This window comes from Kocuria oceani, assembly GCF_029524215.1.
GTDB lineage: Bacteria > Actinomycetota > Actinomycetes > Actinomycetales > Micrococcaceae > Kocuria > Kocuria oceani.
The window spans coordinates 115,216-129,798 of sequence record NZ_JARAMH010000003.1 but is presented as its reverse complement, the minus strand read 5'-3'; the positions used below and the strand labels follow the sequence as shown (position 1 = coordinate 129,798).

Genomic DNA, 14,583 nt, shown 5'->3' with positions numbered 1-14,583 from the left:
GCCCGCGGCCACCGGCCCCGCCGCGCAGTCCTCGCTCGACGACCGCGAGCGCACCCGAGAACCACCCGGAGGAATGACAGCATGGAGCAGTTGCGCCTGGCAGGTGTGCACGACGACGGTGAGCACCTGGTCGTCGAGGACGAGACGGGCACCCGCCGCCTGCTGCGGATCGACCAGGAGCTGCGCCTGGCCGTCCAGCGCGCCCGGCGCCTCGCCGGCGCCCGCCCCCGGGGCACGGGCCAGTTCGGTCCGCGCGAGATCCAGGCCCGGTTCCGCGCCGGGGCCACGGTCGAGGAGATCGTGGCCGAGAGCGGCTGGGAGGCCGCCCGCGTCCGCCGCTACGAGTGGCCGATCCTCGCCGAGCGCGCCCACATCGCCGCCGAGGCGCAGAAGGTCGAGATCGAGGACCGCTCCGCGCACCGGGGCTACCACTCCGTCTTCGAGGGCGAGCCGCTGACCCTGGGCCGGGCCGTGGCCCACCGGGCCGGGGACCTCGGCGTGGACCCCTCCTCGCTCGAGTGGGACTCCTGGCAGCGCGAGGACCACCTGTGGACCGTGGTCGCCCGGTTCTCCGTGGCCGACGCCGGGTCCGCCCCCACCCAGGACGAGCCCCAGGCCGAGTGGCTCTACAACCCGGCGAACCAGAGCGTGCGCCCGGCCAGTTCCTGGGCCGAGGCCCTCACCGAGACGGGCACCCCGGACACGCCGCTCGGCGCCGGCCTCGGCGTCCTGGACGGCGGGCTCGACCCGGAGCTCACGCAGCTGCGCCGCTCCGCCGTGGAGGCCGACGACCTGCTCGACGTCCTGCAGGCCCGGCGCGGTCAGCGCATCGGCGAGGACGTGGAGGGCGACGACGCCCTGGCCGAGCTGCTGGGCCGGGGCATGGGCCACGTCGAGCGGCGTCCCCGACCGCTGGCCGCGCCGGAGGACGCCCCGGTGTTCGACCGGCCCTTCCAGCCCGCCACCCGCTTCCCCGACGCCGCCCCGGCCGCACCGGACACGACCCCGCAGGCCGCGGCACCGCAGAATGCGCCCGAGGACGGTCCCGGCACGGCACCGTCCCACCCCGAGGGCAGCACCGCCCCCCGCGCCGCGGGGCAGGGTGCCGCGGGGCAGGAGCCCGTCGTTCAGGACGCGTCCCCGCAGAACGCCCCCGAGCAGGACGCCCCTGAGCGGGACGTGACCGATCAGGACGTGACCGATCAGGACGTCCCCGAGCAGGTTGCCGCCGCCCAGGACCCGTCGGAGCCGGGGCGCCCGGCGCAGGAGGTGCCGGGCCCGATCGCCGCGCTCCGGCCGGCGGCCCCGGCCCCGGAGTCGCCGGCCGGCCGCCCCGCGTCCGGCCGTGGCGAGGACGCCGTCGGCGCGGGCTCCGAGCGTCCCGACGCCCGGGACGAGTCCGGGCCGGCGGGCGCGGACACCGGTCCGGCCGACGGCGAGGGCGCCGCGCCCGAGCGGCCCCGGCCGCGCAACCGGACCGCGAAGGCCCGCCGCTCGGCGCGCTCCTCCGTGCCCAGCTGGGACGAGATCGTCTTCGGCAGCTCCTCCGACTGAGCTCCCGGCCCCGGCGCGCGCCGGCCTCCGGCGCACCGGGACGGCCACGGGATAGAGTGCACGCAACAGGGGCCGGTCCGCGCCGCGCCCCCGGGTCCGCGCGCTCCCCCGTCCTGCGCGCGGCCCGGACGCACGGAACCACGTCAGGGGTCAGCAGGTCATGGGCAATTCGATCGAGGACGATCTGTTCGGTGAGGACGAGCGCGACGGCGTCGCCGGGCCGCCGGACGGCTCCGCCGACCGGACCGGGAGCGAGACGCCGGCCGAGCTGGTCCGCGGCTCCGGGCCTGGCCGGGTGGTGGCGGGGCTCGTGCTCGGCGCGGTGGTGCTCGTGGTGCTGGCCGGCGTCGGCGCCCTCTATCTCGGCGGGGTGGGTCGCGACCTGTTCGGGGCCGGCCGGGAGGCGCAGTTCGTCCCGGCTCCCTCCGTGAGCCGCACCGCCACCGCCACGCCCACACCGTCCCGCACGCCCTCTCCGAAGCCCACCCGGTCGCCGTCCCGGACAGCTGCGCCCAGCCCGTCCGCGGAACCGGAGCCCGTCGCCCCCGCCCCCGTGGCCCCCGCTCCGGTCGCCCCCGTCGTGCCGGAGCCGGTGGCCCCGGCGCCCGTCGCCCCCGTCCCGGTGGCCCCGGTCCCGGTGGTCCCCGCTCCGGTGGCGCCTGCTCCGGTGGTGCCTGCTCCGGTGGTGCCCGCGCCGGTCGTGCCCGCGCCCGCTCCCCCGCCACCGAGCCCGCCCGCGACCCCGGCACCCGGCACCGGCAGCCCCGTGCCCGAGAACACCGTGGAGGCACCCGCCGAGGGGACCGACGAGGAACCGCTCACGGAGCAGGCCGCCGCCGGTGAGGAAGGGGCGGCGGAGGCCACTCCGGGCGCCCCTGTCCAGGAGCCCGAGCAGGAGCCCGCGGAGGACCCCGAGGAGCAGTCCGCGACCACCCCCTGAGTGCGGCCGCGTCCGCGCTCAGCTCAGCCGCAGCAGCGGCACCTCGCGCTCCGCCCGGGTGAGCGAACCGTGCTGGCCCACCATCGAGAGCACGCTGGGACGGGCCCGCCCGAGGTCGAACAGCGCCAGCGGGTCCTTGGCCGCGACCAGGAGGTCGCCGATGCGGGCGCGCACGGCCTCGCGCACCAGCCCGGGGGGCCCGAAATACCCCGCCTCGAGGGCGGCCTCGCGGGAGAACAGCCACACCCGGGAGCCGAAGCACTCCCGCCAGGCCGCCACGAGCGCCTGCACGTCCCCCGCCGTCGCGTCCGGTTCGAGGTGCAGCTGCACCATCCGCGGCTCCCCGGCCGTGTGACGGACGCCGTCGAGCAGGCCGGGCACGCGGGAGACGTCGACCCGGGCGTCCGGTGGCACGTCGACCATGCCGTGGTCGCCGGTCACCAGGACGGTGGTCCCGGCCGGCACCCGGGCGACGAGCCGGCGCAGGGACGAGTCGAGCTCCTCGAGCTGCGCGGTCCACTCCCAGGACTCCCAGCCCTTGGCGTGCCCCGTACGGTCCAGCTCGTCCCAGTAGAAGTACATGAGCGCGTCCCGGCCGGCGGTGAGCTGGTCCAGCGCGGTGCTCACGCGCGCCGCGGGGCCCTCGGCGGCCACGAACCGGCCTCCGCGCAGGGCCGCGTTGGTGAGCCCCGAGTCGGCGAACTTGTACCGGCTGACGGTCACCACGTCGACGTGCTCGGCGGCGCGCTCCAGCACCGTGGGCAGCGGCTGCCAGGCCCGCGGGTCCACGGCGGCGTCCCAGCCGCCGAGCTGGTTGACGACCGTGTCCCGGTCCGGGTCCAGCACGTCGTAGCCCACGAGCCCGTGCGCGCCGGGGGCGGCGCCGGTGCCCAGGGACGCGAGGGAGGACGCCGTGGTCGTGGGGAACGCGGCGTCCAGGGTGGCCAGGTTCCTGGCCCCGGCCAGCGTGGGGGCGTGGCCGGCGCGGGCCCGCAGCTGGGCGCGCCCGAGCCCGTCCGCGAGGACGACGACGACGCGGCGGGCGGCGGGCAGCCCCAGCACGTCCTCGAAGCCCGGCACGCCCAGGGAGGCGGCGGCCGAGGACATGACCTCCGCGACCGTGCGCCGCCCGTAGCGGGGCGGCTGCGGCAGGTCCCCGGGCAGGCCGGGCAGGATCTCCTCGACCGCCCTCATCGGGCGGGGCCGCCGTCCCGGCCGGTGAACCGGTCGGTGAACCGCGTGCGCGGGGTGGCGGTGGGGCCGCGCCGTGGGGCGGGCACGCGCCCGTGCGCCGGCTGGGCGATCTGCGCGCCGTCGGTGATCGGGGAGAGGTTGGCCCGGCGCAGCGTGCGCGCGAACTCCCGCGCGCCCTCGACCGCGGCGGGGCCGTCCGCCTCGGCGCTGATCCGCAGCACGATGTCCTCCCGCGAGGCCGTGCCGGTGTAGCCGTGGTCGGCCTGGCACTGCGGGTCGTCGCACAGGGCGGGTGCGAGGTCCACGTGCAGGGTCCCGGTCCACGCGATCGCCAGCGTGACCTCGGAGATGGGGCTGTCCGGCCGGTAGTTGGCCGGCTGGTAGTACGAGTAGCTCAGCGTGACCGAGCGGATCTGGGAGATCCCCACCGTCTCGGTCGAGACCCGGGCCACCACGTCGCGGCCGCTCTCGTCGAACTCCTCGTCGTCCACGTGCGTGACGTGCAGGACGTCCTCCGCCAGGACCAGCACGGTGATGTGCCGGTGCACCTCGGTCCGGTCGATGTGCGTCTCGAGCTGCACGAGGTGGGAGACCGGGGACCGGCCGTCCAGCGAGTCCTGGACCACGTCGATCACCAGTTGCGGATAGAAGCCGGCCTTGTTGATGTCCTCGACCAGCCGCTGGCCGCGCTCACCTGAATACGTCATGGGGGCCATTTTCCCCCACGCCCGCGCCCGCGCCCAACACGGCCGTCAGGGGACCCGGAAATAGCACTCCTGCCGGCCCCCGCCGACGTCCTCGCAGAACGGCTCGAGCTGGATCGGGCCCGACGCCGTCGGCGCCGGGCTCGAGGTCGGCGCCGGGCTCGGGGTGGCCGAGGTGGTGGCCCCGGGGGCGGGGGCCTGCCGGGCGGAGCCCAGGGGGTCCAGCAGCAGGTATCCGACGAGCAGCGCCGTCAGGCCGACGAGACCCAGGAGCAGCCCGGTGAGCGCGCCGCCGCGCCGGCGCCGGGACGGGGCCGGGTCCGGCGGGGACGGCGGGGCCGCCAGGGTCTCCGTCGTCGCCGCGGCCGCACCGGCCGGAGCGGTGGTCCGTGTGCGGCTCGCCCTGCCCGTCGCCGCGCCGGGGGCCCCGGGGACGGGGCTCTCCGGGATCGCCGGGGCGTGGCCGTCCGGGGTCGCGGCGCCCGGCGCGACGGTGGCGGGCCCCTCGTCATCGGCGCCGCCCGCCGCGCCCCACGCCCCGTCGCCGGTGGCGGGTGCCCCGCCGCCGCTCCCGTCCGGTCCCTCCCAGCCCTCGCGCACCCGGGTGGCCCAGGGCTCCGGCAGCGGGTCGAGGACGTCGAAGATCTCGAAGGGCTCCCCGTCGCGGGTGAGCGCCGGGTCGAACGTGCGGGCGGCCGCGCCCGCGGTCAGCGCGTCCAGCACGGCCACCGCGGCGTCCCGGCGCAGCGCCGGGTCCGGGGTGAGCAGCGCCGCGAGGTGCTCCGCCAGGTCGCCCTGCTCCCCCACGACCGCGCGCGCGTCGGCGGGCCCGAGGCTGCCCTCCGGCTCGAGGGCCGGGTCCAGCATCCGCAGCGCGGTGATCCCCGCCGCGTAGAGGTCCTGGGCGGGGGCCGGGTCGGCGAGCCCGTAGGCCTCCGGCGGCAGGTAGCCGGGCGTGCCCACCACGGTGCCCGTCCGGGTGAGGCGGGCGTCCTGCACCCGCACGGCGATGCCGAAGTCGGAGAGGAACACGTGGGGCCGTCCGGTGCCGGTGCTCTCCAGCATGAGGTTGCCCGGCTTCACGTCCCGGTGGACCCACCCCTGGGCGTGCACGAACTGCAGGGCCCGCAGCAGCTGGGCGAGGACCTCCTCGGTGAGCTCCGGAGAGGCGGCACCGTTGTCCAGCAGGGCGGACTCCAGGGTCCCGCCGTGGACGAGGGGCATGGCGATGGCCACGTGCTCGTCCTCCGCGGCCCAGCCGTAGGGGGCGAGCACGTGCGGGTGGTCCAGCTTCACGGACTGCTCCCGGGCGAACCGGAGCAGGTCCGCGGAGTCCCGCTGGCGCAGCACCTTGGCGGCGCACAGCTGCTGGAGCCGGCCGTCCCACGCCCGCCACACGGACCCGCTGCCGCCGCGCGCGATGGGGTCGATGAGGGTGTACCGACCGGCTATGGTGTCCGCCACGAGGTCCGGGACCGCCTAGCTGCGCATCGCCCGGCGAGCGCTGTCCGTCCGCTGCCGCGGGTTGCCGATCCCCACCGACGCGCCGAGCACCGTGAGGGAGCCGCTGGAGACCAGCACCGGGTTGAGCTCCACGCGGGCGATCTCCGGGTGCCGGTCCTTGAGCAGCGCGACCCGGGCCACGAGGTCCTCGAGCCGGTCCACGTCGGCGGCCGGGACCCCCTGGTGGCCGAAGAGCTTGCGGGAGGCCTTGGGCTCCCGGACCATCCGCCGCACGTCCATGTCGGTGAGCGGCGGCACCCGGTGGGCCCAGTCCTCCAGGAGGTTCACCGCGTCCCCGGCCATCCCGAAGGAGACCACGGGGCCGATGAGCGGGTCCTCGATGGCGCGCACGACCACGGCCTGGCCCGTGGGCGCCATGGACTGGACCTCGAGGTCGAAGGACCCGAAGGGGGCCAGGGCCCGGTGCATCGTCGAGATCGCCGCCCGCAGCTGCTCGCCGTCCTGGATGTTGAGCTGCACCCCGCCGAGGTCCAGGCGGTGGCGGAGGTTCGGGTCGGTGGTCTTCAGCGCCACCGGATAGCCCAGCCGCTCGGCGGCGGCCGGCGCGTCCGCCGGGTCGGTGAACCGGGCGCTGGGCAGCAGCCCGATCCCGTAGGTCGCCAGCAGCGTGCGGGTCCGGTCGGCGTCCAGCTCCAGCAGGCCGTCGCCGGGGACGCGGGGCAGCACCGTCTCCACGAAGGTCTCGGCGGCCTCCGCGTCGATCCCCTGGGGCTCGGCGAAACGACCCTGGTCCTGGGCGCGCCACCGGGTGTAGTCCACGACCTTCGCCAGGGCCCGCAGCGCGGCCCCGGGCGAGTCGAAGCACGGCACGTCCAGGCCGTCCTCGGCGTGGTGCAGCACGGACGCGGCGCCGGGCTCGGTGCTGCCGGTGAAGGCGACGACCACCGGCTTGTCGTGCTCCCGGCCCGCCCGTCCGACGGTCTCGGCGACCTGCTGCGGCACGGTGCCGGGGATCGGCATCAGCGTGACCACGGCGGCGTCGACGCCCTCGGCGCCGAGGCTGCGTCCCACGGCCGCCCCCAGCGCCTCGAGGGCCCGGGCCCCGCCCTCGGCGGTGGGCACCGACGCCTGGGTCACGGCGGTCTCCAGGCCCAGCTGGGTGCACCGGTCCTCCATGAGCTGGCCCAGCGCGAGCGCGTTGGACACCAGCGCCGTGCGGGGTCCCGCCGGCAGCGGCTGGGCGGCCAGGATGCCGGCCACGTCCATGAGGTGCTCGCTGGTGTCGGCGCGGATCACCCCGGCCTGGCGGAACATCGCGTCCAGGGCGCCGGGCGGGGCCTGGGTGGTGCGCCCGGTGTGGCCCGGCGGCAGCCGCAGCCCCGTCACCTCGCTCTTGGCCACGATGACGGGCTTGGTCAGGGACAGCCGGCGGGCGATGCGGGAGAACTTGCGGGGATTGCCCACCGACTGCAGGTAGAGCCCGCAGGCGCGGGTCGCGGTGTCGTCCTCCCAGTACTGCATCATGTCGTTGCCGGAGACGTCGGCGCGGTTGCCGGCCGAGAGGTAGGTGGACACGCCCACGTTGTGCCGCAGCGCCGCGGCGTTGAGCATCATCCCGATGGCCCCGGACTGGCTGAACAGCCCCAGCGGCCCCTGCCGGGGGGTCGTGGGCAGCACGGAGGCGTTGAAGCGGCACTCCGGGTCCGTGCGGTACAGCCCCAGGCTCGCCGGCCCGACCAGGCGCATGCCGTGGGAGCGGGCGCGGCGCACGAGCTCGGTCTGCCGGGCCCGGCCCTCCGCCCCCGCCTCCGCGTAGCCCCCGGTGACCACCACGACGGCGCGGACGCCCGCCGCGCCGCACTGGTCGACGACATCGGCCACCCTGTCCACCGGCACCGCGATCAGCGCCAGGTCCACGCGCTGCGGGACCTCGCCGATCGAGGTGGCGTGGGTCATGCCCTCCCGCTCGAACGGCGTGGGGCCCACCCCGCTCAGCCGGCCCGCGAACCCGGAGGCGAGCAGGTGCTCCACCAGGGCGTGCCCGGCGTGGCCGGGGTCCCGCGACGCGCCGACGACCGCGATCGAGGACGGGGTGACCAGATCGGCGACCGAGCGGGCCTCCGCCCGGTGCTCACGTGCGGCCATCACGGCCAGGGACTTCTCCGTGGGGTCGATGTCGAAGCCCACCACGACCACGCCGTCGTCGAAGCGGCGGGTCAGCTCGTAGCCGGCCTCGGCGAACACCCGCAGCATCTTCCGGTTCTCCGGCAGCACCTCGGCGGAGAAGTGGTCGATCCCGTTCTCCCGCGCCGCGGCGGCGAGGTGCTCCAGGAGGATCGAGCCGATCCCCCGCCCCTGGTGGGCGTCGGAGATCATGAACGCGACCTCGGCGTCGTGCGGGTCCTCCGTGCGGTCGTAGCGCCCCACCCCGACGATCTGCTCCCCCAGCAGCAGCACGAAGCAGACGCGGTCCTTGTGGTCCACCCGGGTGAACCGGTCCAGCTCGCGCGCCGAAAGGGTGGGCTTGTAGGAGAAGAACCGCAGGTAGATGCTGTCCTCGGACTGCGACTGGTGGAACGCCAGCAGGGCGTCGCGGTCCTGCGGGGAGATGGGGCGCAGGTGTGCCGTCGCGCCGTCGCGCAGCATCACGTCCGCCTCCCAGTACTCGGGGTACCGGGCGGCCTCTTCCGTGTCCGCGGTCTCTGGAACCATAGACTTCAGGCTAGTAGACAAACCCGCACCGTCAACGGTGCGTCCCGGTGCGTCCCCGCACGATCTCGCCCGCCGAGTCCCCGGGGCCGCCCGGGCCCATCCCCGACCGAAGGACCCCCCGCTTTGATGGCTCGCCGCCGCGCGTCCTCCCGCCCGTCCGCCGAGGACGAGCTCCCCGCCGACTTCCGGGAGAACATCGTCGACATCGACGTGACCTCCGAGATGGAGACGAGCTTCCTCGAGTACTCGTACTCCGTGATCTACTCCCGCGCCCTCCCCGACGCCCGGGACGGGCTCAAGCCCGTCCAGCGCCGGATCCTGTTCATGATGAACCAGATGGGGCTGCGCCCGGACCGCGGCCACGTCAAGAGCGCCCGCGTGGTGGGCGAGGTCATGGGCAAGCTGCACCCGCACGGCGACTCCGCGATCTACGACGCGATGGTCCGCCTCGCCCAGCCCTTCGCGATGCGCCTGCCCCTCGTGGACGGGCACGGCAACTTCGGCTCCCTCGACGACGGCCCGGCCGCCTCGCGCTACACCGAGGCCCGCATGGCCCCCGCGGCGCTGGCGCTGACGGCCGACCTCGACGAGGACGTCGTGGACTTCGTGCCCAACTACGACAACCAGTTCTTCCAGCCCGGTGTGCTGCCCGCCGCGTATCCGAACCTGCTGGTCAACGGCTCCTCCGGCATCGCGGTGGGCATGGCCACGAACATGGCGCCGCACAACCTGCGCGAGGTCGTGGCCGGGGCCCGGCACCTCGTGGAGCACCCCGAGGCCACCCTCGAGGAGCTGATGCGCTTCGTGCCCGGACCGGACCTGCCCTCGGGCGGGCGGATCGTGGGCCTGGACGGCATCCGGGACGCGTACCGGACCGGGCGGGGGTCCTTCAAGACCCGGGCGAAGGTCTCGATCGAGCAGGTCTCCCCGCGCAAACAGGGCATCGTGGTCACCGAGCTGCCCTACATGGTGGGGCCGGAGAAGGTGACCGAGAAGATCAAGGAGGCCGCGCAGGCGAAGAAGCTGCAGGGCGTCTCCGACGTCGTGGACCTCACCGACCGCAAGAACGGGATGCGCCTGGTGATCGAGGTCAAGAACGGCTTCAACCCGCAGGCGGTGCTCCAGCAGCTGTACAAGTACACGCCGATGGAGGACTCCTTCGGGATCAACAACGTGGCCCTGGTGGACGGGCGGCCCCGCACCATGGGCCTGCTCGAGCTGCTGCGGGTCTACGTGGAGCACCGGCTCTCCGTGGTCCGCCGGCGCACCGGCTTCCGCCTGGCCAAGCGGCGCGACCGGCTGCACCTGGTCGAAGGGCTGCTCGTGGCGATCGTCGACATCGACGAGGTCATCCAGATCATCCGCTCCTCCGACGAGACCGCCGTGGCCCGGGAGCGGCTGATGACCGTGTACGACCTCACCCGGGTCCAGGCCGACCACATCCTCGAGCTGCGCCTGCGCCAGCTCACCAAGTACTCCCGGATCGAGCTGGAGAAGGAGCAGGAGGAGCTGCGCGGGGAGATCGCCGAGCTGGAGGAGATCCTCGCCTCGGACGCCCGGCTGCGGGCCCTGGTCTCGGCCGAGCTCGCCGAGGTCGCCGCCGTGCACGGCGACGACCGGCGCACCGAGCTGCTGGAGTCCGAGGCGCTGCCCGGCCCGGCCGCCGCCGTGGCCGCCCCGGCCCCGGGCCGAGGCGGCGGCGGGGGGCTCGCCCTGGAGATCGCCGACGACCCGTGCTGGGTCTTCCTGTCCACCTCCGGCCAGCTCGCCCGCTCCTCCTCCCAGGACCCGCTGACGGACCCGCCGCGGCGGGTCAAGCACGACGCCCTGGCCTCCGTGGTGCGCGCCACCGCGCGCTCGGAGATCGGGGCCGTCACCTCGGCCGGGCGGATGGTGCGCGTGCAGGTGATGGACGTGCCCGTGCTCACGGCCTTCGAGGGCACCCCCAAGCTCGGCGACGGCGTGCCGGTCAAGGAGTTCCTCACCCTGGGCCGCGGCGAGCGGCTCGTGGGCCTGGCCCCGCTGGGGTCGGTGCTCGCCCTGGGCACGCGCAGCGGCGTGGTGAAGCGGGTGAACCCGGAGTACCCCCTCAACCGCGAGGAGTGGGAGGTCATCACGCTCAAGGACGGCGACGAGGTCGTCGGCCTCGCCGAGTCCGCGGCCGAGGACGACGAGCTGGTGTTCGTGACCCGGGAGGCCAGGCTGCTGCACTTCGAGGCGGGTGCCGTGCGCCCCCAGGGCCGCACCGCCGGTGGCGTGGCGGGGATCAAACTGGTCCCGGGAGACGCCGTGCTGTTCTTCGGGGCGGTGCGCGCCGCCGACGAGACGCCGGTGGTCGTGACGCTGGCCCGGGCGGAGGAGGTGCTGCCGGGGATGTCCAAGTACACGGTGAAGGTCACCCCCTTCGCCGAGTACCCGCCCAAGGGCCGGGCCACGGGCGGGGTGCGCGCCCACCGGTTCCTCAAGGGCGAGACGGGGCTGGTCCTGGCCTGGGCGGGGCACGGTCCGGCCAAGGCCGTCTCGGCCACGGGCGTGGCGCGGGCCCTGCCCACCGAGCACGGGCGCCGCGACGGCTCCGGGGTGCCCACCGACCAGGTGATCGACGCGGTGGGCCCGGCCTACTCCTGAGGCCGGGCGGAGAGGTCAGCGCCGGGGGCCGAGCAGCCCGAGCTGCTGCACGGCCTCCCGCTCCTCCTGGAGCTCCCGCACGGAGCGCTCGATCCGGGTCCGCGAGAACTCGGCCAGCGCCAGGTCCGGGACGATCTCCGCGCACCCGTCCCGGCAGACCACGGGGAAGGAGCTGACGAGGCCCTCAGGCACGCCGTAGGAGCCGTCGGAGGGCACCGCCATGGACGTCCACGTGTCCCCCGGGGTATCGAGCACCCAGTCGCGCACGTGGCACAGGGCGGCGTGGGCGGCCGAGGCCACGGAGGACCCGCCGCGCACGTCGATGATCTCCGCGCCGCGGCCGGCCACGCGCGGGATGAAGGTGCGGTCCACCCAGTCCAGGCCGAGGCCCTTCTCGTCCAGCACCTCGAGGGCCGGCCGGCCGGCGACCGTGGCGTGGGTGAGGTCCGGGTACTGGCTCGCGGAGTGGTTGCCCCAGATCGCCACCCCCCGGATCTCCGCCACCCGGGCGCCCGTGGCCTCGGCCAGCTGCGCGACCGCCCGGTGGTGGTCCAGCCGGGTGAGGGCGGTGAACCGCTCCCGGGGCACGTCCGGGGCGTGCGAGGCGGCGATGTAGGCGTTGGTGTTCGCGGGGTTGCCGACCACGACCGCCCGGAAGTCCTCCGCCGCGCCCCGGTTGGCGGCCCGGCCCTGCACCGAGAAGATCCCGGCGTTGGCCTCGAGCAGGTCCGCCCGTTCCATGCCCTGGGAGCGGGGACGGGCCCCGATGAGCAGGCCGACCGAGGAGCCGTCGAAGGCCGCGTCGGCGTCGTCGAAGACCTCCACGCCCTCGAGCAGCGGGAACGCGCCGTCCTGGAGCTCCAGGGCCGTGCCCTCTGCGGCCCGCCGTGCCTGCGGCAGCTCGAGCAGGTGCAGGCGGATCGGCGTGTCGGGACCGAGGAGGTCGCCCGCCGCGGCCCGGAAGACCGTGGCGTAGCCGATCTGCCCGGCGGCCCCGGTGACCGTGACCGTGGTGGGGCGGGACCGGCGGGGGGCGTCGGGACGGGAGTGCGGGCCGGAGGCGGTCATGCGGGGATCCTTCCTCGGGGACGGTCGGTCGTCCCTGCCCAGCGTAGTGCTCCGGCCCGCGCCGCGCCCGGGATCGCGCCCGTGACCCCCGCCCGGGCTCAGGCGTCGATGCGCTCCTGGTCCAGCTGGGTGGCGCCCTCGATGATGAAGTCCTTGCGCGGCGCCACCTCGGAGCCCATGAGCAGCGAGAACGCGTGCTCGGCCGCCTCGGCGTCCTCGACCCGGATCCGGCGCAGCATCCGGTGCCGGACGTCCATGGTCGTCTCCGCGAGCTGGTCGGCGTCCATCTCGCCCAGGCCCTTGTAGCGCTGGATGGGCTCCTTGTACCGGCGGCCCTCCGTCTCCAGCCGCCCGAGCAGGTCCGCGAGCTCCCGCTCGGAGTAGGTGTAGATCATCTCGTTGGGCTTGCCGCCCGCGTTGACGACCTCCACCCGGTGCAGCGGGGGCACGGCGGCGTAGACCCGGCCGGCCTCCACGAGCGGGCGCATGTAGCGGTAGAACAGCGTGAGCAGCAGGGTGCGGATGTGCGCGCCGTCGACGTCGGCGTCCGTCATCATGATGACCTTGCCGTAGCGGGCGGCGGAGAGGTCGAAGGTCCGGCCCGACCCGGCGCCGATCACCTGGATCAGGGCCGCGCACTCGGCGTTGGCGAGCATGTCCGTGATGGACGCCTTCTGGACGTTGAGGATCTTGCCGCGGATCGGCAGCAGGGCCTGGTGGTTCGAGGACCGGGCCAGCCGGGCGGTGCCCAGGGCGGAGTCGCCCTCCACGATGAACAGCTCCGAGCGCTCGACGTCGTTGGAGCGGCACTCCACGAGCTTGGCCGGCATGGAGGAGGTCTCCAGGGCGTTCTTGCGCCGCTGCGTCTCCTTGTGCACCCGGGCGGAGATGCGCGACTTCATCTCTGCCACGACCTTCTCCAGCAGCTGCCCGGCCTGCTGCTTGTCGTGGCGTGCGGTCGCGGTGAGCTTGGCCGTCAGCTCCTTCTCCACCACCCGGGCCACGATCTGGCGCACGGCCGGGGTGCCGAGGATCTCCTTGGTCTGGCCCTCGAACTGCGGCTCGGCCAGCCGCACGGTGAGCACCGCGGTGAGCCCGGCCAGGACGTCGTCCTTCTCCACCTTGTCGCTGCCGGCCTTGAGCTTGCGGGCGTTGGCCTCGATCTGCTTGCGGAAGGTCTTGAGCAGGGCTGCCTCGAACCCGGCCTGGTGCGTGCCTCCCTTGGGGGTGGCGATGATGTTCACGAAGGAGCGCAGGGAGGTGTCGTAGCCGATCCCCCAGCGCAGGGCGACGTCGACCTCGCACGTGCGGTCGACCTCGGTGAGCTTGGAGCGGCCGCTCTCGTCCAGGACGGGGACCGTCTCCTTGAACCGGCCCTCGCCGTGGAAGCGCCACACGTCGGTGACGGAGCTGTCGGCCGCGAGGTACTCCACGAACTCGGAGATCCCGCCGTCGTGCTGGAACACCTCCTCGTGGGTGCCGAACTCCCCCGGGGTGCCGGGCAGGCCCCGCTGGTCGCGCACCGTGATGCGCAGACCCGGGATCAGGAAGGACGTCTGGCGGGCGCGCTTGGCCAGCTCCTCGTAGCTGAACCGGGCGTCCGTGGTGAAGATCTGCTCGTCCGCCCAGTAGCGGATCCGGGTGCCGGTCACCCCGCGCTTGGCCTTGCCCACGACGTCGAGCACCGAGCCCTCCACGAACGGCTCGAAGGGCGCGTGCGGGGAGGGCCTGCCCTTGTCGAGGAAGCGGCCCGGCTCGCCGTGGCGGAAGGACATCTGGTGGGTCTTCCCGCCCCGGTCCACCTGGACGTCCAGGCGTGCGGAGAGGGCGTTGACCACCGAGGCGCCGACGCCGTGCAGGCCGCCCGAGGCGCTGTAGGACCCGCCGCCGAACTTCCCGCCCGCGTGCAGCTTCGTGAACACGACCTCCACACCGGTCAGTCCGGTGCGGGGCTCGACGTCGATGGGGATGCCGCGGCCGTCGTCGTGCACCTCCACGGCGCCGTCGGCGTGCAGGATCACCGTGATCTGGTGGCCGAACCCGGCCAGCGCCTCGTCCACGGAGTTGTCGATGATCTCCCACACGCAGTGCATCAGGCCGCGGGAGTCGGTGGAGCCGATGTACATGCCGGGCCGCTTCCGGACGGCTTCGAGGCCCTCGAGGACGGAGAGGTGGCGGGCGTTGTACTCGGAACGGGACGGTGTCACGGGGATACGACTCCTGGGGGACGGTGGGATTCCCCACCACTGTAGTCGGGGCGGCGGACACCCCGGGGCGGGAAGGGAGGGCCGTCGCGGGAACGGGGGCCTACGCCGGGGG

General features: G+C 74.9%; 9 protein-coding genes. 3 read left to right on the top strand and 6 right to left on the bottom strand.

The window, feature by feature from the left end; genetic code table 11:
- Positions 1-81 precede the first annotated feature (81 nt).
- Together sepH and PU704_RS04255 are read left to right on the top strand one after the other, a co-directional pair.
- A complete protein-coding gene (sepH, locus tag PU704_RS04260) occupies positions 82-1,554 on the top strand; it encodes a septation protein SepH (protein WP_277550338.1) in 1,473 nt (490 codons plus the stop codon).
- A 160-nt stretch (positions 1,555-1,714) separates the two neighbouring features.
- Positions 1,715-2,494 carry a hypothetical protein gene (locus PU704_RS04255; protein WP_277550337.1) on the top strand — a complete coding sequence of 260 codons (780 nt, stop codon included), beginning with the start codon at positions 1,715-1,717 and terminating at the stop codon, positions 2,492-2,494.
- An 18-nt stretch (positions 2,495-2,512) separates the two neighbouring features.
- On the opposite strand, the gene PU704_RS04250 is transcribed toward PU704_RS04255, so the two are convergent.
- From PU704_RS04250 to PU704_RS04235, 4 genes are read right to left on the bottom strand one after another with little or no spacing between them, the layout of a single operon-like run.
- Entirely contained in the window at positions 2,513-3,688 is a 1,176-nt protein-coding gene (locus PU704_RS04250; protein ID WP_277550335.1) for an alkaline phosphatase family protein, read from the bottom strand.
- The gene (locus tag PU704_RS04245; RefSeq protein WP_047802544.1) at positions 3,685-4,395 is read right to left on the bottom strand and encodes a DUF5998 family protein; all 711 of its coding nucleotides are present in this window, start codon (positions 4,393-4,395) and stop codon (positions 3,685-3,687) included. The genes PU704_RS04250 and PU704_RS04245 overlap by 4 nt, the downstream gene beginning before the upstream one ends.
- A 45-nt stretch (positions 4,396-4,440) precedes the next feature.
- The gene (locus PU704_RS04240) at positions 4,441-5,856 is read right to left on the bottom strand and encodes a serine/threonine-protein kinase (RefSeq protein WP_277550334.1); all 1,416 of its coding nucleotides are present in this window, start codon (positions 5,854-5,856) and stop codon (positions 4,441-4,443) included.
- 15 nt (positions 5,857-5,871) lie between these two features.
- Positions 5,872-8,568: a bifunctional acetate--CoA ligase family protein/GNAT family N-acetyltransferase gene (locus tag PU704_RS04235; RefSeq protein WP_277550333.1), complete on the bottom strand. Its 2,697-nt coding sequence runs from the start codon at positions 8,566-8,568 to the stop codon at positions 5,872-5,874.
- A 126-nt stretch (positions 8,569-8,694) separates the two neighbouring features.
- On the opposite strand from PU704_RS04235, the gene PU704_RS04230 reads away from it, so the two are divergent.
- The gene (locus tag PU704_RS04230; protein WP_277550331.1) at positions 8,695-11,196 is read left to right on the top strand and encodes a DNA gyrase/topoisomerase IV subunit A; all 2,502 of its coding nucleotides are present in this window, start codon (positions 8,695-8,697) and stop codon (positions 11,194-11,196) included.
- Positions 11,197-11,211: 15 nt separating this feature from the next.
- Here PU704_RS04230 and PU704_RS04225 read toward each other — a convergent pair whose 3' ends face one another.
- Both PU704_RS04225 and PU704_RS04220 read right to left on the bottom strand, forming a co-directional pair.
- Positions 11,212-12,264: a malate dehydrogenase gene (locus tag PU704_RS04225; RefSeq protein ID WP_277550330.1), complete on the bottom strand. Its 1,053-nt coding sequence runs from the start codon at positions 12,262-12,264 to the stop codon at positions 11,212-11,214.
- Between the two features lie 98 nt (positions 12,265-12,362).
- The gene (locus PU704_RS04220) at positions 12,363-14,471 is read right to left on the bottom strand and encodes a DNA gyrase/topoisomerase IV subunit B (protein WP_277550329.1); all 2,109 of its coding nucleotides are present in this window, start codon (positions 14,469-14,471) and stop codon (positions 12,363-12,365) included.
- Positions 14,472-14,583: the final 112 nt, after the last annotated feature.

Coding starts and splice junctions, on each gene's coding strand:
- sepH (WP_277550338.1), top strand. CDS start 82: ATGGAGCAGTTGCGCCTGGCAGGTGTGCACGACGACGGTGAGCACCTG.
- PU704_RS04255 (WP_277550337.1), top strand. CDS start 1,715: ATGGGCAATTCGATCGAGGACGATCTGTTCGGTGAGGACGAGCGCGAC.
- PU704_RS04250 (WP_277550335.1), bottom strand. CDS start 3,688: ATGAGGGCGGTCGAGGAGATCCTGCCCGGCCTGCCCGGGGACCTGCCG.
- PU704_RS04245 (WP_047802544.1), bottom strand. CDS start 4,395: ATGACGTATTCAGGTGAGCGCGGCCAGCGGCTGGTCGAGGACATCAAC.
- PU704_RS04235 (WP_277550333.1), bottom strand. CDS start 8,568: ATGGTTCCAGAGACCGCGGACACGGAAGAGGCCGCCCGGTACCCCGAG.
- PU704_RS04230 (WP_277550331.1), top strand. CDS start 8,695: ATGGCTCGCCGCCGCGCGTCCTCCCGCCCGTCCGCCGAGGACGAGCTC.
- PU704_RS04225 (WP_277550330.1), bottom strand. CDS start 12,264: ATGACCGCCTCCGGCCCGCACTCCCGTCCCGACGCCCCCCGCCGGTCC.